This window comes from Bifidobacterium catenulatum PV20-2, from assembly GCF_000800455.1.
GTDB classification, from domain to species: domain Bacteria; phylum Actinomycetota; class Actinomycetes; order Actinomycetales; family Bifidobacteriaceae; genus Bifidobacterium; species Bifidobacterium kashiwanohense_A.
Genome location: NZ_CP007456.1, coordinates 2,171,175 through 2,189,108, shown reverse-complemented (window position 1 = coordinate 2,189,108; position 17,934 = coordinate 2,171,175). Strand labels below are relative to the sequence as shown.

The window sequence follows — 17,934 nt, the reverse complement described above, 5'->3', positions numbered from 1 at the left end:
TGGCCGGGGCTCATGCATCGCCGATGAAGGAGCCCCGTTCGTGGATTGTCGGCACTAGTGTGCGGATTACGATGGTGGCCTGGCCGCGCAATGTGAGATCCTCGCCTTGCTTGCAACGGTGAATTTGCGGCGCTTTCTGATAATCCGTGGTTACGGTGCGCCTGATTTCATCTTCCATTGCGTCGATGAATTGAGTATTGACTATTTCTGGCGCCCCGTATACCGAAATGTCACGCAGATCCAGCAGTCCGGCCGGTATGGCCATGACGCGACCGAGCAGAGCGCCCGCTTCGGCGAGAATGTGCGTGCGTGAGGCGGGATCCTGTGCGATGCGTTCCTGCAATCTGTCGCCGGAAACCAACGATTCAAGGCAGCCCCGTTTGCCACATTCGCAGGTCGGTCCATTCGGATCGACCACCACATGCGCGATCTCTCCGGCCGTGGAGGAGCTTCCCCCGATGATGACGTCGTTGAGGCATAGTGCGGCACCGACGCCTCGTCCGATGGAGATGAGCATGGAATTAGGGGAGCAGTTTCCGAAGAATCGTTCCGCCACAAGCGCCGCGTTGGTGTCGTTGTCTACCAGTACAGGCACTCCGGTGGCGTTTTCCACTTCAGCTTTCAGTGGCAGTTCGTTCCACTCCAAGTGCACGGATTTGCGCACTATGCCGTCGGGTTCCACAATGCCGGTCACGGCGATGCCGATGCCGAGAATCGGCAGTGGCGTTGAAGTGATGAGCTGCTTGCACAGGCTGATTACATCATCGACGCTGCAACCGTTGTCTGTGGGAAGTTCGGTGCGGTCCACGATTCTGCCGGAAAGATCCGCCAGCGCTCCTTTGGTGAGTCTCGGATTCGACAGGTCGATGGAAATGATTCGCCAGAAATCAGTGTCGATGGCGAGTACTTGCGAACGTTTGCCACGCCCCTCGCGATTGTCTGGCCCGAGTTCGCGCAGAATGCGATTGTCGACCATTTCACCGGTCACTTCGCTGGTGGTGAAGCGTGAAAGTCCGATGAGTTTGCCGATATTGGCTCGTGACATCTGCGTTGCGGGGAACAGCTGCTCGAATGCGGCGGTGATATTGCTGATTCGAATATCGGAAGGTGAAGCCTTTGCCTGAGTGCCGCTCACGGTGTCCTCGCTTTCTTGTGTGGGGCCAATACATATTGTAGTGTGTGGCGCTACAAGTGCGTTCTGTAGATTCTACTCATAACGAGATTGCACCTCCAGCCATATGAATCTGAATTACTTCAGCTTTGCAGCCGGAATATGTCTCGCAATAGAGAACAACTATCGCGATTTGTGAGGAAGGTCCGCCAGATCATGTATATGCGTATGGCCCGTACTTGTAGTACGGGCCATACTTTTCGTTCCATGGCTGTGGCGTAGAAATGGATTATTCCTTGACTGCGCCCGCGGAGAGGCCGGACTGCCAGTACTTCTGCAGGCACAGGAACGCGATGACCAGCGGGATGATCGTGATCAACGAGCCCGTGATCACCAGATTCTGGATCGCCTGGCCGCCAGCGGTGCTCGCCTGGTCCTTCCACTGGTTCAGGCCGATTGTCAACGGATACCAGTTCGAATTTTTCAACATGATCAACGGCAGGAAGTAGTTGTTCCACGTCGCCACGATCGTGAACAGGGCCGTCGTAACGATGCCCGGAGCCAACAGCGGCAGGGACACCTGGAAGAACGTGCGGAGCTCCGAAGCTCCATCAACTCGTGCGGCTTCAAGCAATTCCGTCGGAACCGCCTGCTCGGAGAAGATCCACATCAGATACAAACCAAACGGGCTGATCAACGATGGAATGATCATGGCCCACGGCGTGTTCGTCAGGCTGAGCTTGGCGAACAGCAGGAACTGGGGGACCGCCAACGCGATGCCCGGCACGCTGATCGCGCCGATGATGACCGCGAACACGGCCTTGCGGCCCGGGAAACGGAACTTCGCCAGCGCGTAGCCGCCCATGATGGCCAGCAGTGTCGCGCCGCCCGCGCCCACGACCACGTACAGGAGCGTGTTGAGCAGCCAGCGCCCGAAGATGCCGTCCTGGTAGGTGAACACGGTCACGATGTTGTCCCACAGGGCGAACGTGTGGCCGAAGCCCAGGCCGAACGTCGAAGTGAAGTCGGCCTGCGTCTTCGTGGCGTTGACCAGCAGGTACACGAACGGGAACAGGCAGTACACCGCGAACAGCGCGCACACGATGGTCAGCAGCTTGCTGCGCCTCGGGTTCGACACGTTCGCGAAACCGGACTTCGCCGCGCGTCTGCGCTCCGCCTTCTCATCCATTTCCACGCGCTTCAAGCGTGCCCTCTCGGCCTTCTTTGCGGCTCGTTCCTGCTCTTTAAGCTCTTGGGGAGTCATATACCCCGTCGACATCGCAGTATCGCTCATGATTGTTATGCTCCTTGAAAAATCCATGTCCTATGCAGATGACGTACGCCCCAAGGCGTTACTTCATCTGCTCCTTCATGCTGTTGAGCTGCACCGCGTACGCGATCGCCATCGTGATCACGGCCATCGTGATCGCCAAGGCGGCGGCGTAGTTCGACTGGTTGCCCGCGAAGCTCAGGTTGTACGCGTACATGTTCGGCGTGTAATACGTGGTGATCGAGTTGCCCGGCACCATGTTCTGCAGGATGCTCGGCTCGTTGAACAGCTGGAACGAGCCGATGATCGAGAAGATTACCGTGATCGCGAGCGAGCCCTTCAGTTCGGGCAGCTTGATGGACTTGATGATCTGCCATTCGCTCGCGCCGTCAATGCTGGCGGCCTCGTACAGCGAGTGCGGGATCGTGGACAGCGAGCTGTAGAAGATCAGCATGTTGTAGCCCGTGAACTCCCAGGTCACGATGTTGCCGATCGAAGCGAGCAGCACGTTCGGGCTCAGCACGTCGAGGTTCGTGCCCAGCCAGTCGTTCAGGGAGCCGACCAGACCGTATTTCGCGCCGTACATGAAGCCCCACACCAAAGTCGACACCACGGCCGGCACCGCGTACGGTAGGAACGTGGTGATGCGGAAGAACTTCGCGCCGTGCAGCTTCATGGAATCCAACGCCAGGGCCATCGCCGCCGACAGGAACAGCATGATCGGCACCTGCACGCAGGTGAACAGCGCGACCCTGCCGACTGAGCTCCAGAACTGCTGGTCGTGGAACAGACGAATGTAATTGCTGACTCCCACGAACTTCGTGCCGCCGATCATCTGCTTCTGGAAGAAGCTGATGTAGATCGCGTACAGGATCGGGATCACGAACACGAACACGAACACCAACGCGAACGGCCACATGAACTTCCAACCACGCCAATCCGCCTTGTGTTTATTGACACGCACGGTTGCCGAATGCAGTGGCATATTGGCAACAACTTCCGTTGCTGACATCATTCTCTCCTTCGAGACATTTTTTGATTGTTTTTGATTGCCGTGCAAAGATTTCTGAGTGCGAAACAGGTGTGGATGGGAAAGCATCCCTTTCGCGCCCGTACTTTCACTCCACGGGTGGAGCCTTGATGAACCGCACCCCGATCGTTGGACTGAAGAAATTCAGATTCGATGATCGGGCGGTGCATTCCATGCTTTCGAGGACACCCGATGGTACTCTTCTTCCTTTCTTTCTCTTGAACGGCAGTGGCACGATACCTGCTTTTTGCGCCCTTGCTTATAGTCTGCATCCTAAAACCGAAGGATTATGACTGACAAATAATTTCGATGATTTCGACGATTTCAATAATCAAGGAGCTCACCAGAACAGACACGCGCGACTGCGTCGTGTGAGGGCCTACGAAGTTGATGGTTCAGCGCATGATAGCTGAACCGCCGGGGTTGCAATTTGGCATATATTCCAGGCAATTTGTTGATAGAAATATATAGCAGAGCTGTTATTGGCGACATCGCTGTTGATTTACGTTATAGGTTTTTCCGGTCTGTGTTGACTTCTTAGTAAAGCGTTGAAGTGTCCGATCATATGACGATGTATGTGCTTTTAGACGCGGCACATTCCTTGGGACAGCACTATATTCGCTAATGTGACTTTCTCGTTCTTTAGACAATGGATCATCAATTGTGTTGGCCGTTGCGTGATGTAGCCGCGCGTGTCTGTTATGGTGAGTGCCTTGATTATTGAAATCGTCGAAATCATCGAAATTATTTGTCAGTCATAATCCTTCGGTTTTAAGATGCAGACTACAAGCAAGGGCGCCAAAAGCAAGGATCATGCCACTGCTGCTCAATAGAAAGAAGGGAAACAATGAGGTTCTCATTAGGAAAAATAATTGCTCTCTGCGGTGCTGCGGCGATGGTTGTTCCATTGGCAGCGTGTGGAACAACTCAGTCGGAAACTCCCGATGGGGGCGGTAAGACGGTTGTTAATGTTTGGGCTTGGGATAACAATCTTAAAGCTAATGCTAAGGTTTTCATGAAGAAAAACCCTAACATTGTCATCAAATTTACCAATGCCGGTAGTGGTAAAGATGAATACAAAGCTCTGAATAATGCTTTGGAAGCTGGCAGTGGAATTCCGGATATAGCCATGATTGAATATTATGCGATTCCTGAGTATGTAATTAAGGGCTCTCTTAAAAATCTGAATGACTATGGGACTGCCAAATATAAGGATTTCTACACCCCAGGTACTTGGAATGCAGTGAATTTCAATGGCGGTATGTATGGTATGCCAGTCGACTCTGGACCAATGGCTTTTTACTATGACAAAGAGGTATTTGACAAAGCTGGCATTTCTGAGCCGCCAAGTACTTGGGATGAGTTCTATCAAGATGCAAAGAAGATTAAGCAGATTGGTTCATATATTACTAATGATCCAGGGAACGCCGGATTCTTCAATGCAATGGTCTGGCAAGCAGGTGGACACCCATATTCCACATCTAAAGACGGCACCAAGGTTACCGTCAAACTCACTACTGATAAAGGGGTGCAGAAATTCTGTGACTTCTGGCAAAAGATGATTGATGAAGGACTAATCGAAACGAAGACAAAAGATAGTTCTGATGATTGGTATCGTTCAGTTGGTTCCGGAGAATTTGCGAGCGTGATATCTGCTGCATGGGCTCCCGGCATGTTTTTAAACAATGCTTCGGAGGGTGCTGGAAAGTGGCGAATTGCTCAAATGCCAACGTGGAACGTCGGCGAGAAGGTAAGTTCTGAGTACGGCGGCTCCTCCCTTGCCCTGATGTCGTCATCCAAGAATGCGGATGCTGCGTACAAGTTTATGGAATTTGCCAGCACTAATTCTGATGCCATTATGTCCCGTGTGGACCAAGGTGGTTTTCCTGCTGATTTGAAGACCATGTCTAACGATAAATTCCTTAGCCAGACTACTATGGTGAACTCCGATGGAGACACGGTGGATTATTTTGGCGGTGAGAAGTTCAATGCTGAATTCGCCGAGGCTGCGAAGCGTGTCACATCTAAGTTCGAATTTCTGCCCTATGACGTTTATGCGCGAAGCGTTTTCACCGACACTGTCGGGGCGGCTTACACGGGACAGACCACAATGAAGGAAGGTGTGAAGGCTTGGCAGGACAAGCTCGTTGAGCAAGGAAAGAGCCAAGGCTTTACTGTGAACGAATAAGGATAACAATGGCTGGAATCAAGGACGTGGCGGCTCTTGCAGGAGTTTCCATAAGCACGGTTTCCTATGTGATGACAGGGAAACGTCCCATAGGGGCAAATACCCGTCGGAGAGTATTGCAAGCTGCGCGGGAACTTGGTTACTTGGCGAAAAACGGTGGTCCAGCTCCGTTGAGTGGTGAGACTCATTTCGTCGCGCTGAGTTCGCCCGTTCATGATTCCACCAGCTATACCAATTATTGTGCTTATTTTCTAAATTTTCTCAAAGCGGCCAGGCAACTTGGCTATGAAACGTTGCTGTTGACTGAGGAAACAGGAGATGAGCAACTTCGCTCTATCATCGATACTGGGATGGTGGATGGTGTCGCTCTTATGGATGTGACTATGAATGATCCCCGAATTGAATTAGCTCAGCTTTCAAGTATTCCGGTCATTTCTATTGGACATCCTATGAATGAAATAAATGTGCCATGCATTGATACCGATTTTATTGAAATGGGTGAAATGATCATGCAAACGCTTTGTCGTAATGGGCACAGCAGAATTCTGTTTGCAGGGGGGAAGGAGATTGATTACGAACGAAATGGAGGTGCAAATTACCTCATTCGACTCAGGACATCAATGCATGATGCTGCTGCGCGATACAAGATTCATATAGATGAAGAGTTTACCGACGAGGATGATTTCGATGCTGCCGAAAACCTACTTGAGAGGTTCATCTCGAGTGAGAACACAGCAATTGTGACTCAAGGCGGCCCATTATTCCTTAATAATCTTGTTGCTGCGACGCGGCAGCGTGGAATGAAGATTCCTCAAGATCTTTCGCTGATTTCAGCGGGAACATATACAGATTCCATAGGCAAGCGTCTGAGGATAGATGAATTTCCCTTGATGCCAGCAGAGTTGTGTCAACTGGGCATGAGCATGCTTGTTCGGCTCATGGATGGAACTCTAAAGGGAAAGGAAAAAGCAACATTGATTCATCCCGTATATAGGCAACGTGGATCCATAGCATCGCGTTGATGAAGAACTTGATTTAATAAGGAAACAAGATATGACTGATTTTAATCGTTCCGTCCTTCCCGACGCCGTGCGTTCCAACGGTGCTACCCCGAACCCTTGGTGGGCCAACGCGGTGGTGTATCAGATCTACCCGCGTTCCTTCCAGGATACGAACGGCGACGGCGTCGGCGATCTGAAGGGCATCACCAGTCGTCTCGATTATTTGGCCGATCTTGGCGTGGACGTGGTGTGGCTTTCCCCGGTCTACCGGTCGCCGCAGGACGACAACGGCTACGATATTTCCGACTATCAGGACATCGACCCGCTGTTCGGCACGTTGGAGGACATGGACGAGCTGCTTGCCGAGGCGCACAGGCGCGGTCTGAAGATCGTGATGGATTTGGTGGTCAACCACACGTCCGACGAGCATGCCTGGTTCCAGGCCTCCCGGGACAAGGATGACCCGCATGCCGACTGGTATTGGTGGCGTCCGGCCAGGCCGGGCCACGAGCCGGGCGCTCCGGGTGCCGAACCGAACCGGTGGGGTTCGTATTTCGGCGGTTCCGCCTGGCAGTACGATCCGAAGCGCGGCGAATACTATCTCCACCAGTTCTCCAGGAAGCAGCCGGATCTCAATTGGGAGAATCCGGAGGTGCGCAAGGCCGTGTACAGGATGATGAACTGGTGGATGGACCGCGGCATTGACGGCTTCCGCATGGACGTGATCACCTTGATCTCGAAACATCTCGATAGCCACGGACGGCTGCCTGGAGAGGTCGACTCGGAATTATCCGAAGGAGAGATAGGCGAAGAGGGATACACGAACGCGAGCCCGTTCTGTTCCGATGGTCCGCGGCTCGATGAATTCCTCGCCGAAATGCGCCGTGAGGTGTTCGAGGGCCGTGAGGGCTACATGAACGTCGGCGAAGCGCCGGGCATCACTCCGGAACGCAACGAGTTTATTACCAATCCGGCCCACAAGGAACTCGACATGCTGTTCCTGTTCGACCACGTCAGTGTCGATCAATCCCCCGAATCAAAATGGGATACACACGCTTTTGCTCCTAAAAAACTTCAAGATAGAATGAGCAGACAGCAGGAGGCCGTGAGGAACGCCGGTTGGGCCAGCCTGTTCTTCTGCAACCACGACCAGCCGCGCGTCGTCTCCCGTTGGGGCGACGACACGGACCGCGAGTCGCGCGAGCTGAGCGCCAAGGCGTTCGGCATGCTGCTGCACATGCACCGCGGCACCCCTTACATTTACGAGGGCGAAGAGCTGGGCATGACCAACGCCCACTTCACCGAGCTCGGCCAGTACCGCGATCTGGAGGCCATCAACGCCTACCGCCAGCGCGTGGAGGAGGCCAAATGCCAGTCCGCAGAATCGATGATGGCGGCCCTCGCGCTCATCGGACGTGACAATTCGCGCACGCCGATGCAGTGGGATGCTTCCAGGTATGCAGGTTTCACCGCGGCGGACGCGGCGGTGGAACCGTGGATCGGCGTGAATCCGAATCATGTGGAGATCAACGCCGCCGAGGAGTTCGACGATCCTGATTCCGTGTACACGTTCTACAAGAAGCTCATCGCCATGCGCCACAATAACGCGACCGTCGCGACGGGCGAATGGAATCTGGTCGCGGCGGACAGCGAGCAGGTGTATTCCTTCACCCGTACCGGCGGCGACGACACGATTCTCGTCATGGTCAATCTCTCCGATGGGACGGCGCGGGTGCCTGCTGAGGTCGCGCAACTGCTTGAGGATGGCGTGGACGAGTCACAAGTACTGCTCGGCACCTATGATGCCGTACATAGCGTGAAGTCGATCGCTCGCGGCGAGCTCGCTCGCTGGGAGGGAGTCGTGATCCAGCTCTAATCGACTCAAGCTGACTTCATGTTCACGCTCGACCTTACCCTGGTTGAGTGTGAACATGAAGTCAATGTCAGGGGCGTGTCTATCTCCCGGAGTGGCGTCTCTTAATGGGGAAGTCGATGTCCGTCAAATGTGAATTGGAGAACACTGGCTGGTGCCGCTCACGGTGTTCTCGCTTTCCCGTGTGGGGCTGATACATATTGTAGTTTGCCGCGATGCAAGGATGCTTCGTTGTGTATTTATTGTCAATAAGCATTACTGAAAACTGTTGTGTGATGCAAATATAAGCATTTCTGTCTTTTGTGAATACTCTATGTTTGGCTAAATTGCAATGCTTTGGCATTGTTTGTAGCTTGCTTCTGATTTAAATGTAAGGGAACTTGACAAAAAAGAATTATGAGGATACGCTGTGACTATCCGGTGCAAGAAGGTGCCGGAATAATCTCACGAAGGAGAGAGATATGCGATCCCACACTCAGCGTTTGATGGTTTGCGCAGCTTCTTTCGCGGCTCTGTGCATGGGTCTTGCAGGATGCGGTTCCAATACGGCCGGCACCGGCGGGGATTCCGGGGAGGTCGTCCACCTCACCTACATGCATCGTCTTCCGGATTCCGAAGGTATGACCTTGGTCAAAGACATTGTTGCCAAGTGGAACAAGGATCATCCGAACATTCAGGTCAAGGCCACCAAGTTCGATGGCGCCGCACAAGACATGATCAAGAAGCTTGAAACCGATGTCAAGGCCGGCAATGCTCCGGATCTTGCACAGGTCGGCTACGCTGAAGTGCCTGAGGTGTTCACCAAGGGCTTGCTCGAAGACGTGACCGAAGAGGCCGCGAAGTACAAGAGCGACTTCGCCGAAGGCCCATATTCCATGATGCAGGTTGACGGCAAGACCTACGGCCTGCCGCAAGATACTGGTCCGCTTGTGTACTTCTACAACCAGAAGGCTTTCGATGAGCTGGGCATCAAGGTTCCCAAAACCAAGGATGAGCTGATCGAAGCGGCAAAGACCGCAGCCGCGTCCGGCAAGTACATTATGGATTACGAAGCCGATGAGGCTGGCAACATCTTCGCAGGTTTGGCAAATGCTTCCGACCCGTGGTACACGGTCAAGAATGACGCTTGGGTGGTCAACACTAACGGCAGCGGTTCTAAGGCTGTGGCCGAAACCTTCCAGGAGCTGATCGACAACAAGGCCACGCTGACCAACCCGCGTTGGGTGCCGTCGTTCGACGCATCCCTGCAAGATGGCACGCTGATCGGCAACATCGGCGCCGCTTGGGAGGCTCCGCTATTCATGGACTCCGCAGGAGACACCGGTAAGGGTGACTGGCGTGTCGCCCAGGTCGGCGATTGGTTTGACAATGGCACCAAGACCGGCCCTGACGGTGGTTCTGGTGTCGCAGTGCTCAAGGGCTGCGAGCACAAGGCCGAAGCCATGGAATTCCTCGACTGGTTCAACACTCAGGTTGAGGATCTGACCTCCCAGGGTCTGATCGTGGCAGCCTCCACCGAAGCCGCGAAGACTCCTGAATCCTGGAACGAATTCTACGGCGGCCAGGACGTGATGAAGGAATTCGCTACTGCCAACGACAACATGGTCGCATTCAACTACATGCCGGGCTACTCCGCGGTCGCCGCAGCTATGCAGGAAGCCGCCGACAAGGCAACCGACGGTTCCGGTAAGGTGGCGGACGTGTTCCCTGTGGCACAGAAGACCTCCATCGACACCCTCAAGAACTACGGTCTGTCTGTAGCGAAGTGATCGACGTATGGAGTCAGAGATCATCCGCTCTGATTCCATAACCCCTCCAACAACGGTGTGGAGCCAACGCGGCACACGGCTTCGCACCGTTGTTCATAACATTCCTCACGAATATTCCTCCCTGTGAATATTCCCTATGAATCGATCTAGCTGATTCGACGGAGCGGCTGAAACTGGCACTCCTTTCCCGTGACGAAGATTTGGATACGGCGATTCGAACTGTGGAAGATGCCACCAACGATGAGTGACATCCGATGCGAAAGATAGGTACATCATGATTGCAACAACGCAAGCGGCGAAACCAAAGCGCACTGAAGCGCAACGCCGCGAGAATCGAACAGGATGGGCGTTCATGGCGCCATTCGGCATACTGTTCGCCATCGTATTCATCATCCCGATTTTCTATGCCATCTACTCCAGTTTCTTCCGTCAGGTCACCGAAGGCGGTGGCGCTTACGGCGGCGGCGAATTGGTGAATAAATTCGTAGGATTCCAGAATTTCGAATATGTGCTTACGTCCGGCAATTTCTGGTCCGGTGTGGGCAGGGTGCTGATTTACACCCTCATTCAGGTTCCGTTGATGATTGTCGTCGCGCTGGCTTTGGCTATGGTCATCGATTCGTTTGTGGTCAAGCACATCACGGGCTTCCGCCTCGGCTACTTCCTGCCGTACGCCATTCCAGGTGTGGTTGCATCCATCATTTGGGTGTACCTGTATAACGGTCAGATTTCGCCGATCGTCAAAGGTCTTGCGGCCATCGGAGTAAACGTTGATTTCTTCAGCAAGAACGTTGTGCTCGCTTCCATGGCAAACATCACCACCTGGACGTTCACCGGCTACAACATGCTGATCTTCTTGGCCGCACTGCAAGCCATTCCGCACGAACTGTACGAAGCCGCGCGTATCGACGGCGCAAGCGGATGGCAGATTTCCATGCGCATCAAACTGCCGAACGTGCGTTCCGCAGCGCTGCTGTCCATGTTGCTGTCCATCGTCGGCACAATCCAGCTATTCAACGAACCGCAGATCATGCAGACCGCCGATCCAGGCATCTCCAAAACCTATACGCCAATGATGATGGCCATGAACACATCCCAAGGCACACTGACCCCAGGCGGCGACGGACCTGCATCGGCGGTCGCCATCGTTATGGCACTGATCGCAGGCATTCTCGCCATGATCTACGCACTGGTCGAGAGGAAGGCGAACGAACAATGAGCAACGCAGTCGCAACAAGAAAAGACGAACGCGCCCGCAGAAAAGCGGAACGCATGATGGAAAAGCAACGTGAAGCAGCCGAGCATGATCTGCCACGCTCCATGCGCCCGTCGCCGATCGTCAAAACCATTACCGTGATCGTGCTCGTCGTAGCGTTGATCTACTTCCTGTTCCCGATTTACTGGGCCATCATCGCATCCACCAAAACACCATCGCAGCTGACTAGCAGCAACGGATTGTGGTTTGCCGTCGGACTTGACCAGATTCCTGACGCCATCGCCACCAACTATTCGAAGCTCATGGGGTGGACCCGTGGCCAATTCTGGCGTTGGGTGCTGAATTCCCTGATTTACTCCGGAGTTTCCGCACTGATCGGCACAATCATTTCGGTGATGGCCGGCTACGCCACCGCAAAATTCAACTTCCGAGGCAAGGGCATCGCCATTGGCGTGGTCATGGGATGCATGCTGATGCCGGTCGCACTACTCACCATTCCGCAGTACTCCATCTTCCACGCACTGCACCTGACCAACACCATGCTGGCGATCATCATCCCGTGCTGTGTTTCGCCATTCGGCTTCTTCCTGGGGCGCGTATACGCGCAAACCTCCGTGCCGAACGAATTGCTGGAAGCGGCACGCATCGACGGCGCCAGTGAAGCAAGAATCTTCTTCACCATCGTGCTCCGCCTGCTCGCTCCAGCCATGGTGACCATCTTCCTGTTCCTCTTCGTAGGAACGTGGAACAACTTCCTGCTGCCGTTGATGATGGTTTCCTCCGATACCCTCAAGCCGGTCACACTCGGCCTGTATGGCATGGTATCGCTCGCCACCTTCAACGATCGCGGATCGCTGATGATGGGCGCACTGCTTGGCGTACTGCCGGTGATCGTGCTCTTCCTCGGTCTGCAGCGCTACTGGCAGGCAGGTCTTGCGGCAGGCGCGGTCAAGGGCTGACGGTTATCCATCCAACTCCGTGCGTGGCGTAAACGCTGCGCACGGGTGCCCGGAGCGACGGAACAACCGCAATCCGGGCACCTATCCTATTCCAGGCAGGTATATGCAATGAACGCAAGACTGCACCACAACAATCGTCCGCAAGGATGCATCGGTATCGACATCGGCGGCACAAAAATCGAAGGCGTGCTGCTCGACGCAACAGACCGCGTTGTCGACGTTTGCCGTATGCCATCGCATCCCGGCGAAAACAACGTTGTAACCGACATCGTACGCGTCGCACGTATACTCTCCAATGAACCGTTGCCCATCGGCATTGGCATTCCAGGGCAGGTGAACTGCGAAACTGGGCGGGTGTGCAACGTTGTCAATCTCGGCATCGAAACCTTGGAACTCGGCGAACGCATCAGTGAGATTATGCGCGTTCCGGTTCACGTGGAAAACGATGTGAACGCGGCTGCGGTCGGAGCCACGGAATTCGTGGAACACGTAGACGGCAACGCAACCGTGGTGTTCCTCAACTTCGGCACCGGCCTGGCCGCAGGGATCGTACGCGACGGGCAAGCCGAACACGGGTACAGCGGATGCATCGGCGAAATCGGGCATCTTCCCATCGACCCGAATGGATTCGCATGCCCCTGCGGACAGCGAGGATGCTTGGAAACCGTGGCATCCGGCGGAGCCGTGGCAAAACTCTGGCCCTCCGCGAACCCGCCCATGCCTGACCTCATCCGCAAAGCGCGGCAAGGAGACGAGCATGCCAACGACGTGCTCGGCAAAGTGGCGCACGGCATGGGGGACGTCATCCAAATCGTCGCCCAAGCCTATGATCCGCAGCGTATCATCATCGGCGGAGGCATGGCGAAAACCGGCAATGATCTCATCAAAGTCATTCAAGCCGAACTGAGCCGCAGGGCAGAAGGTTGCCGATTCCTGAACACACTTGACATCGCATCGAAAATCAGAATCGCAGCGGTCGATAAACCAATCGGCGCAATCGGTGCTGCGCTCGCGGCAAAACGAGCACAGTTGGGAAATCAAACAATGTAAGCGACGTGCAACAAGTTGCAGGTAATCGCACAATGATCCGCGTAAAACGGCGAATTCAGAAAGCTGAAAGGCAAATCGATGACAAATGAGAATACCCGCGAATGGGCGATCATTCCCGAACCGAACAGCATGACGGTCGGCGAAGGCGTGGTATCGCTGCCCTACGCGGGTCGTGTGAACGAATCCATTGCAATTGGCGATGGTGATTATCTGCTTGCACATCAGCTTGTTGCCGACATACGTTCCACAACAGGGCTTGATTGGGATGTTGCGACTGGCGATATGTGGCCTGGATTCATCAGTTTGCATATTGCGGATTCGGACGCGTCGGAAGAAGCTGGCACTCCCGGTGCATACACGCTGACTATTGATATTGACGGTATTGCGATTACCGGTTGCGATTTCGAGGGCATGCGCAACGGTGTGCAGACCCTGCGTCAACTCATACGTCAAAACGGTGCCGTGCTACCAGTGCTGCAGATCGAAGATGCTCCCGCATATCGGATCAGGGGATATTACTTGGATGCGACGCGCGGCCGCGTGCCAACGCTTGCATGGCTCAAACAGTGGGCCGACAAGCTCTGCCTCTACAAATACAACCAATTGCAGCTTTACATCGAGCATACGTTCGCATTCGACGGCATGAGCGAAACATGGCGTGGTTCAAGCCCGCTCACGCCGGCAGACATACTTGAATTCGACCAATACTGTGCGAACCTTGGCATCGAACTCGTGCCGTCAGTCTCCACATTCGGCCACCAATACGTGGCGATGCGCACGCAGGAACTGCGCGAACTTGGCGAATTCCCCGAAGACGCAGACCGGCCGTTCAGCTTCATCGAACGCATGAGGCACCACACACTCAACGTCGCCGACGATCGAGCGTTCGCGTTCTCCACGCAACTGGTCGACTCGTACCTGCAACTCTTCCGCACGAAGCGGTTTAATATCTGCGCAGACGAAACCTTCGACCTCGGCAAAGGCCAATCGAAGCAGGAAGCGCAACGTGTGGGCGTCGCAACGCTGTACGCAACATACGTGGGCAAACTGTGCGAACACCTGTCCCAGCAAGGCCACGAGCCCATGTTCTGGGGAGACATCGCCATCGAAATGCCGGAAATCCTCGAAACCCTGCCAAACAACGTCACCCTGCTGAACTGGCAGTACGATCCGGAAGCAACCGACGAGAAAATCCAACTTGTTGCGAAAGCCGGAGCCAAACAAATCGTATGCCCGGCAGTATGGGGGTGGAATGCGCTGCTTCCGCGCGTCGACGACGCATGGAACAACATTGCGCGTATCGCGCGCTACGGCATTGACTGTGGTGCGGAAGGCATGCTCGTCACCGATTGGGGTGATTTTGGGCATGTCAACGATCCGCGCATGGCCGTGCCTGGCATGATATTCGGTGCGCAATATGCGTGGAATCCTGCCGGAGATACTGCCGAAAGTATTGTTAAAGATACTGACGAAAATAGTGCCGAAAATGATTTGCTCGCGCGTATTTCGCGCGTCGAATATGGCGATTGCAGCGCACGATTCGTTGCATTGCTTTGTAACGCTTCCGCGCAAGCCGTATTTACTTGGCGTGAGCTTGTGGAATATCTCGAATTGGATGATGGCACGGGAAACTGCAATACTGATGTTGCGCAAACCATCCCATGCTTGACCGAACGTCTTGCCAATCAGGGAACCGCATTGACCTTGCGTGAAGCGCGTGATCGCATGATGCGTAATATGGCAACGACAATCGAACGAATTCCGCAAGCCAATCGTAAGTTGCAGCAATGCATGGTTGAAATCGCGCCGATTATGGCACATACAGGAAAGCCGGGCATTGCAGCTGCCGTGCGTATCGCCATGGAAGGTCAGCTGTTGCTCAATCGAGTGGGGTTCGCGCTCGCCGACGCACATGGCGTGCGTGATGCGCGTGACGTTGACGATCGGCAGCCTTCCGATTACCGTACGCTGGCACGCGAGCTCGAATGCTGGTGCGAGGCCTATGCGAAGGAATGGGCCGTGACGAGCCAACCATCGGAACTGCACCGCATTCAGGAAACCGTGTGGAAAGCGGCCGACGAGTTGCGGTGAATCAGCAGATAAATCGTCAAACAAATTTTCAAGTAATCAGCAAACGAAAACGTCAATCCAAGTTCAATGAAAGGAACATCATGACTGAAGTCATCATCGTGAAAAACGAACGCGAAGCGGGCGATATTTACGGCCGTTCAGTCGCCGATCTCATCAAAACCAAGCCGAATGCGGTGCTGGGACTTGCAACCGGATCCAGCCCGCTCGCCGCATACCAGTCGCTCGCACGCATTGTGCACAGTGAGCATATTGACGTATCGCAGGTGCGCGGTTTCGCATTGGACGAATACTTGGGATTGCCGCTTGATCACCCGCAGTCGTATCATTCCACCATTCACCGCACGGTTGTGGAACCGCTTGGACTGAACCCTGATTTGGTGCACGTGCCTGGTGACGTGCTTGACGGGGCACCGTTGAGCGACGGCGAACGCATTGCGGCTGCCGGCCCTGCCTACGATAAGGCGATCGAAGAGGCCGGTGGCATAGACGTGCAGATTCTGGGCATTGGCACAGATGGGCATGTGGGCTTCAATGAGCCGGGATCGTCGCTTGCTTCCGGAACGCGCGTCAAAACGCTGGTTGAACAGACACGCATCGATAACGCCCGATTCTTTGACGACGACATCGACAAGGTGCCTACGCATTGCATCACGCAGGGCATTGGTACGATTCTCAAAGCTCGCCATTTGGTGCTGCTCGCCTTCGGATCAGGCAAGGCCGAAGCTGTGGCCGAAACGGTGGAGGGCGGTGTGAGCGCGTTCTGCCCGGCGTCCGCGCTGCAAATGCATCCGCACGCTACCATTATTGTGGACGAAGAGGCTGCGAGCCGCCTACGCCACAAGGACTACTACCGTTACGCCTACGCTCACAAGCCCGCTTGGCAGCGCATCTGATTGCTGCTCCGCAGTCGGTGTCCGCTAGCGTCCGGATTCTTCCACACGCTGGAACATTCCGGACGTTTTTTCGGCCTGTCAGCGGGGCAATTCTTCCACTGGCTGGAAGAATTGAATGCTAATTGAGGAATATGACTGTGAGTGAGTAGGAAGGTTTGAATATGGAACAGTCTCGGGAGCGTTTTGCGAATGAGGTGGACATTGCGTTGGCGCAGTCGGCCCGCCCGTTTGCGATTCACAATGCGCGCAAAGTCGATGCGCGAGGTGTTGCGGAGCATTATTGGCTGGTTTCCGATGGTAGTGCGATTATTGCGACTGGGAATCGGGACGATGATTTTGCTGCGGCTTGCGCAAGCGTCGGTTTGGATGCCGATACTGATTCCGATTCGGTCAGTTCGGCTGATTCCGGCAATGCCATGACCGGTTCGGCTGGTTCCGTCACCGACGCTGCAGGTCGCATGATGACTCCCGGTTACGTCGACATTCATGCGCACGGTTCGTGGGGAAGTTCCTTCGATGATGGTGTGCAAGGCATACGCATGGCTCGCGCAGGTCATATGATGCACGGCACCATCCGCCAAGTGCTCAGTTTGATCACCAATCCGCTAGACGTGATGTGCGCCAATCTTCAAACCGTGCATGGCATGATGAGTGCCCGCCCTGACATTCTCGGCGCTCATTTGGAAGGACCGTTCCTCGCGTTGTCTCGCAAGGGTGCGCATGATCCGGAATGCTTGAAGGATCCGGTTCCCGAATATGTTGATCGGCTTTTGCATGCTGCGAACGGCTGTTTGCGGCAGATCACCATCGCCCCCGAGCTACCGCATGGCATTGATGCGATTTGTCGTTTTGCTGCGGCTGGAGTGGTTCCTGCGGTGGGACATTGCGATGCCGATTATGCGACCGCTCGCAAGGGTTTTAATGCGGGTGCGGGCATTATGACGCACATGTTCAATGCGATGAATGGTTTGCATCATCGTAAGCCAGGCCCGATTCCGGCTGCCGTTGAAGATCCGCGCGTCACTATCGAGTTGATTAATGATGGTTTTCATGTGCAGGATCCGATGGTGCGTTTGGGATTCAGTTTCGCCCCGCATCGCATTGCGTTTGTGACCGATGCCATGGCTGCCACCGATTGCCCGGATGGTCATTATTTGCTGGGTGCGTTGGATGTGAATGTGATTGATGGTCACGCTCGGCTTGTGTCGAATGGTGCGATTGCCGGTTCCACGTTGACGTTGGAAAAGGCTGTGCAACGTGCGGTGCTCGAATTAGGATTCACGCCTACCGACGCGGTGGAAGCCGCCACGTTGACTCCGGCTAAAGCATTCGGTTTCAACCGTGCGAACCCGGTCACCAAGCAGCCGCTCGGTCTGCTTGCCCCCGGCTATGCTGCCGACGTGCTTCTGCTCGACCCCGCCACCTGGGCCGTCGAACACGTCTGGTGCGACGCCCACCTCCTTCGTTGAGGTGCGATTGCTGA

General features: G+C 54.7%; 13 protein-coding genes. 10 read left to right on the top strand and 3 right to left on the bottom strand.

What is annotated here, in order from left to right; genetic code table 11:
* Window positions 1-10 precede the first annotated feature (10 nt).
* From AH68_RS09355 to AH68_RS09345, 3 genes are all read right to left on the bottom strand, one after another.
* Window positions 11-1,135 (bottom strand): ROK family protein, encoded by a 1,125-nt coding sequence (locus AH68_RS09355; RefSeq protein ID WP_039199454.1) that lies wholly within the window; start codon window positions 1,133-1,135, stop codon window positions 11-13.
* A gap of 265 nt (window positions 1,136-1,400) precedes the next feature.
* Window positions 1,401-2,405, bottom strand: coding sequence for a carbohydrate ABC transporter permease (locus AH68_RS09350; RefSeq protein ID WP_039199452.1), 1,005 nt, complete (start codon window positions 2,403-2,405; stop codon window positions 1,401-1,403).
* Window positions 2,406-2,463: 58 nt separating this feature from the next.
* Window positions 2,464-3,393, bottom strand: coding sequence for a carbohydrate ABC transporter permease (locus AH68_RS09345; protein ID WP_395947840.1), 930 nt, complete (start codon window positions 3,391-3,393; stop codon window positions 2,464-2,466).
* 865 nt (window positions 3,394-4,258) lie between these two features.
* Here AH68_RS09345 and AH68_RS09340 point away from each other — a divergent pair.
* From AH68_RS09340 to AH68_RS09295, 10 genes are all read left to right on the top strand, one after another.
* Complete coding sequence (locus AH68_RS09340) at window positions 4,259-5,599, top strand: ABC transporter substrate-binding protein (RefSeq protein ID WP_039199449.1); 1,341 nt, start codon at window positions 4,259-4,261, stop codon at window positions 5,597-5,599.
* 8 nt (window positions 5,600-5,607) lie between these two features.
* The gene (locus AH68_RS09335) at window positions 5,608-6,621 is read left to right on the top strand and encodes a LacI family DNA-binding transcriptional regulator (RefSeq protein ID WP_039199446.1); all 1,014 of its coding nucleotides are present in this window, start codon (window positions 5,608-5,610) and stop codon (window positions 6,619-6,621) included.
* 31 nt (window positions 6,622-6,652) lie between these two features.
* Window positions 6,653-8,476 (top strand): glycoside hydrolase family 13 protein, encoded by a 1,824-nt coding sequence (locus tag AH68_RS09330; RefSeq protein ID WP_039199445.1) that lies wholly within the window; start codon window positions 6,653-6,655, stop codon window positions 8,474-8,476.
* 458 nt (window positions 8,477-8,934) lie between these two features.
* A complete protein-coding gene (locus AH68_RS09325; protein WP_039199443.1) occupies window positions 8,935-10,242 on the top strand; it encodes an ABC transporter substrate-binding protein in 1,308 nt (435 codons plus the stop codon).
* A 274-nt stretch (window positions 10,243-10,516) separates the two neighbouring features.
* Window positions 10,517-11,461: a carbohydrate ABC transporter permease gene (locus tag AH68_RS09320; RefSeq protein WP_039200065.1), complete on the top strand. Its 945-nt coding sequence runs from the start codon at window positions 10,517-10,519 to the stop codon at window positions 11,459-11,461.
* Window positions 11,458-12,417, top strand: coding sequence for a carbohydrate ABC transporter permease (locus tag AH68_RS09315; protein ID WP_039199441.1), 960 nt, complete (start codon window positions 11,458-11,460; stop codon window positions 12,415-12,417). The genes AH68_RS09320 and AH68_RS09315 overlap by 4 nt, the downstream gene beginning before the upstream one ends.
* A gap of 108 nt (window positions 12,418-12,525) precedes the next feature.
* A complete protein-coding gene (locus tag AH68_RS09310; RefSeq protein WP_052189216.1) occupies window positions 12,526-13,467 on the top strand; it encodes an ROK family protein in 942 nt (313 codons plus the stop codon).
* 78 nt (window positions 13,468-13,545) lie between these two features.
* Window positions 13,546-15,558, top strand: coding sequence for a beta-N-acetylhexosaminidase (locus tag AH68_RS09305; protein ID WP_039199439.1), 2,013 nt, complete (start codon window positions 13,546-13,548; stop codon window positions 15,556-15,558).
* An 80-nt stretch (window positions 15,559-15,638) separates the two neighbouring features.
* Window positions 15,639-16,451: a glucosamine-6-phosphate deaminase gene (gene nagB, locus AH68_RS09300; RefSeq protein WP_034880391.1), complete on the top strand. Its 813-nt coding sequence runs from the start codon at window positions 15,639-15,641 to the stop codon at window positions 16,449-16,451.
* 161 nt (window positions 16,452-16,612) lie between these two features.
* Window positions 16,613-17,920, top strand: a complete 1,308-nt coding sequence (locus AH68_RS09295) for an N-acetylglucosamine-6-phosphate deacetylase (protein ID WP_039199436.1) — start codon at window positions 16,613-16,615, stop codon at window positions 17,918-17,920.
* Window positions 17,921-17,934: the final 14 nt, after the last annotated feature.

Coding starts and splice junctions, on each gene's coding strand:
- AH68_RS09350 (WP_039199452.1), bottom strand. CDS start 2,405: ATGAGCGATACTGCGATGTCGACGGGGTATATGACTCCCCAAGAGCTT.
- AH68_RS09345 (WP_395947840.1), bottom strand. CDS start 3,393: ATGTCAGCAACGGAAGTTGTTGCCAATATGCCACTGCATTCGGCAACC.
- AH68_RS09340 (WP_039199449.1), top strand. CDS start 4,259: ATGAGGTTCTCATTAGGAAAAATAATTGCTCTCTGCGGTGCTGCGGCG.
- AH68_RS09335 (WP_039199446.1), top strand. CDS start 5,608: ATGGCTGGAATCAAGGACGTGGCGGCTCTTGCAGGAGTTTCCATAAGC.
- AH68_RS09330 (WP_039199445.1), top strand. CDS start 6,653: ATGACTGATTTTAATCGTTCCGTCCTTCCCGACGCCGTGCGTTCCAAC.
- AH68_RS09325 (WP_039199443.1), top strand. CDS start 8,935: ATGCGATCCCACACTCAGCGTTTGATGGTTTGCGCAGCTTCTTTCGCG.
- AH68_RS09320 (WP_039200065.1), top strand. CDS start 10,517: ATGATTGCAACAACGCAAGCGGCGAAACCAAAGCGCACTGAAGCGCAA.
- AH68_RS09315 (WP_039199441.1), top strand. CDS start 11,458: ATGAGCAACGCAGTCGCAACAAGAAAAGACGAACGCGCCCGCAGAAAA.
- AH68_RS09310 (WP_052189216.1), top strand. CDS start 12,526: ATGAACGCAAGACTGCACCACAACAATCGTCCGCAAGGATGCATCGGT.
- AH68_RS09305 (WP_039199439.1), top strand. CDS start 13,546: ATGACAAATGAGAATACCCGCGAATGGGCGATCATTCCCGAACCGAAC.
- nagB (WP_034880391.1), top strand. CDS start 15,639: ATGACTGAAGTCATCATCGTGAAAAACGAACGCGAAGCGGGCGATATT.
- AH68_RS09295 (WP_039199436.1), top strand. CDS start 16,613: ATGGAACAGTCTCGGGAGCGTTTTGCGAATGAGGTGGACATTGCGTTG.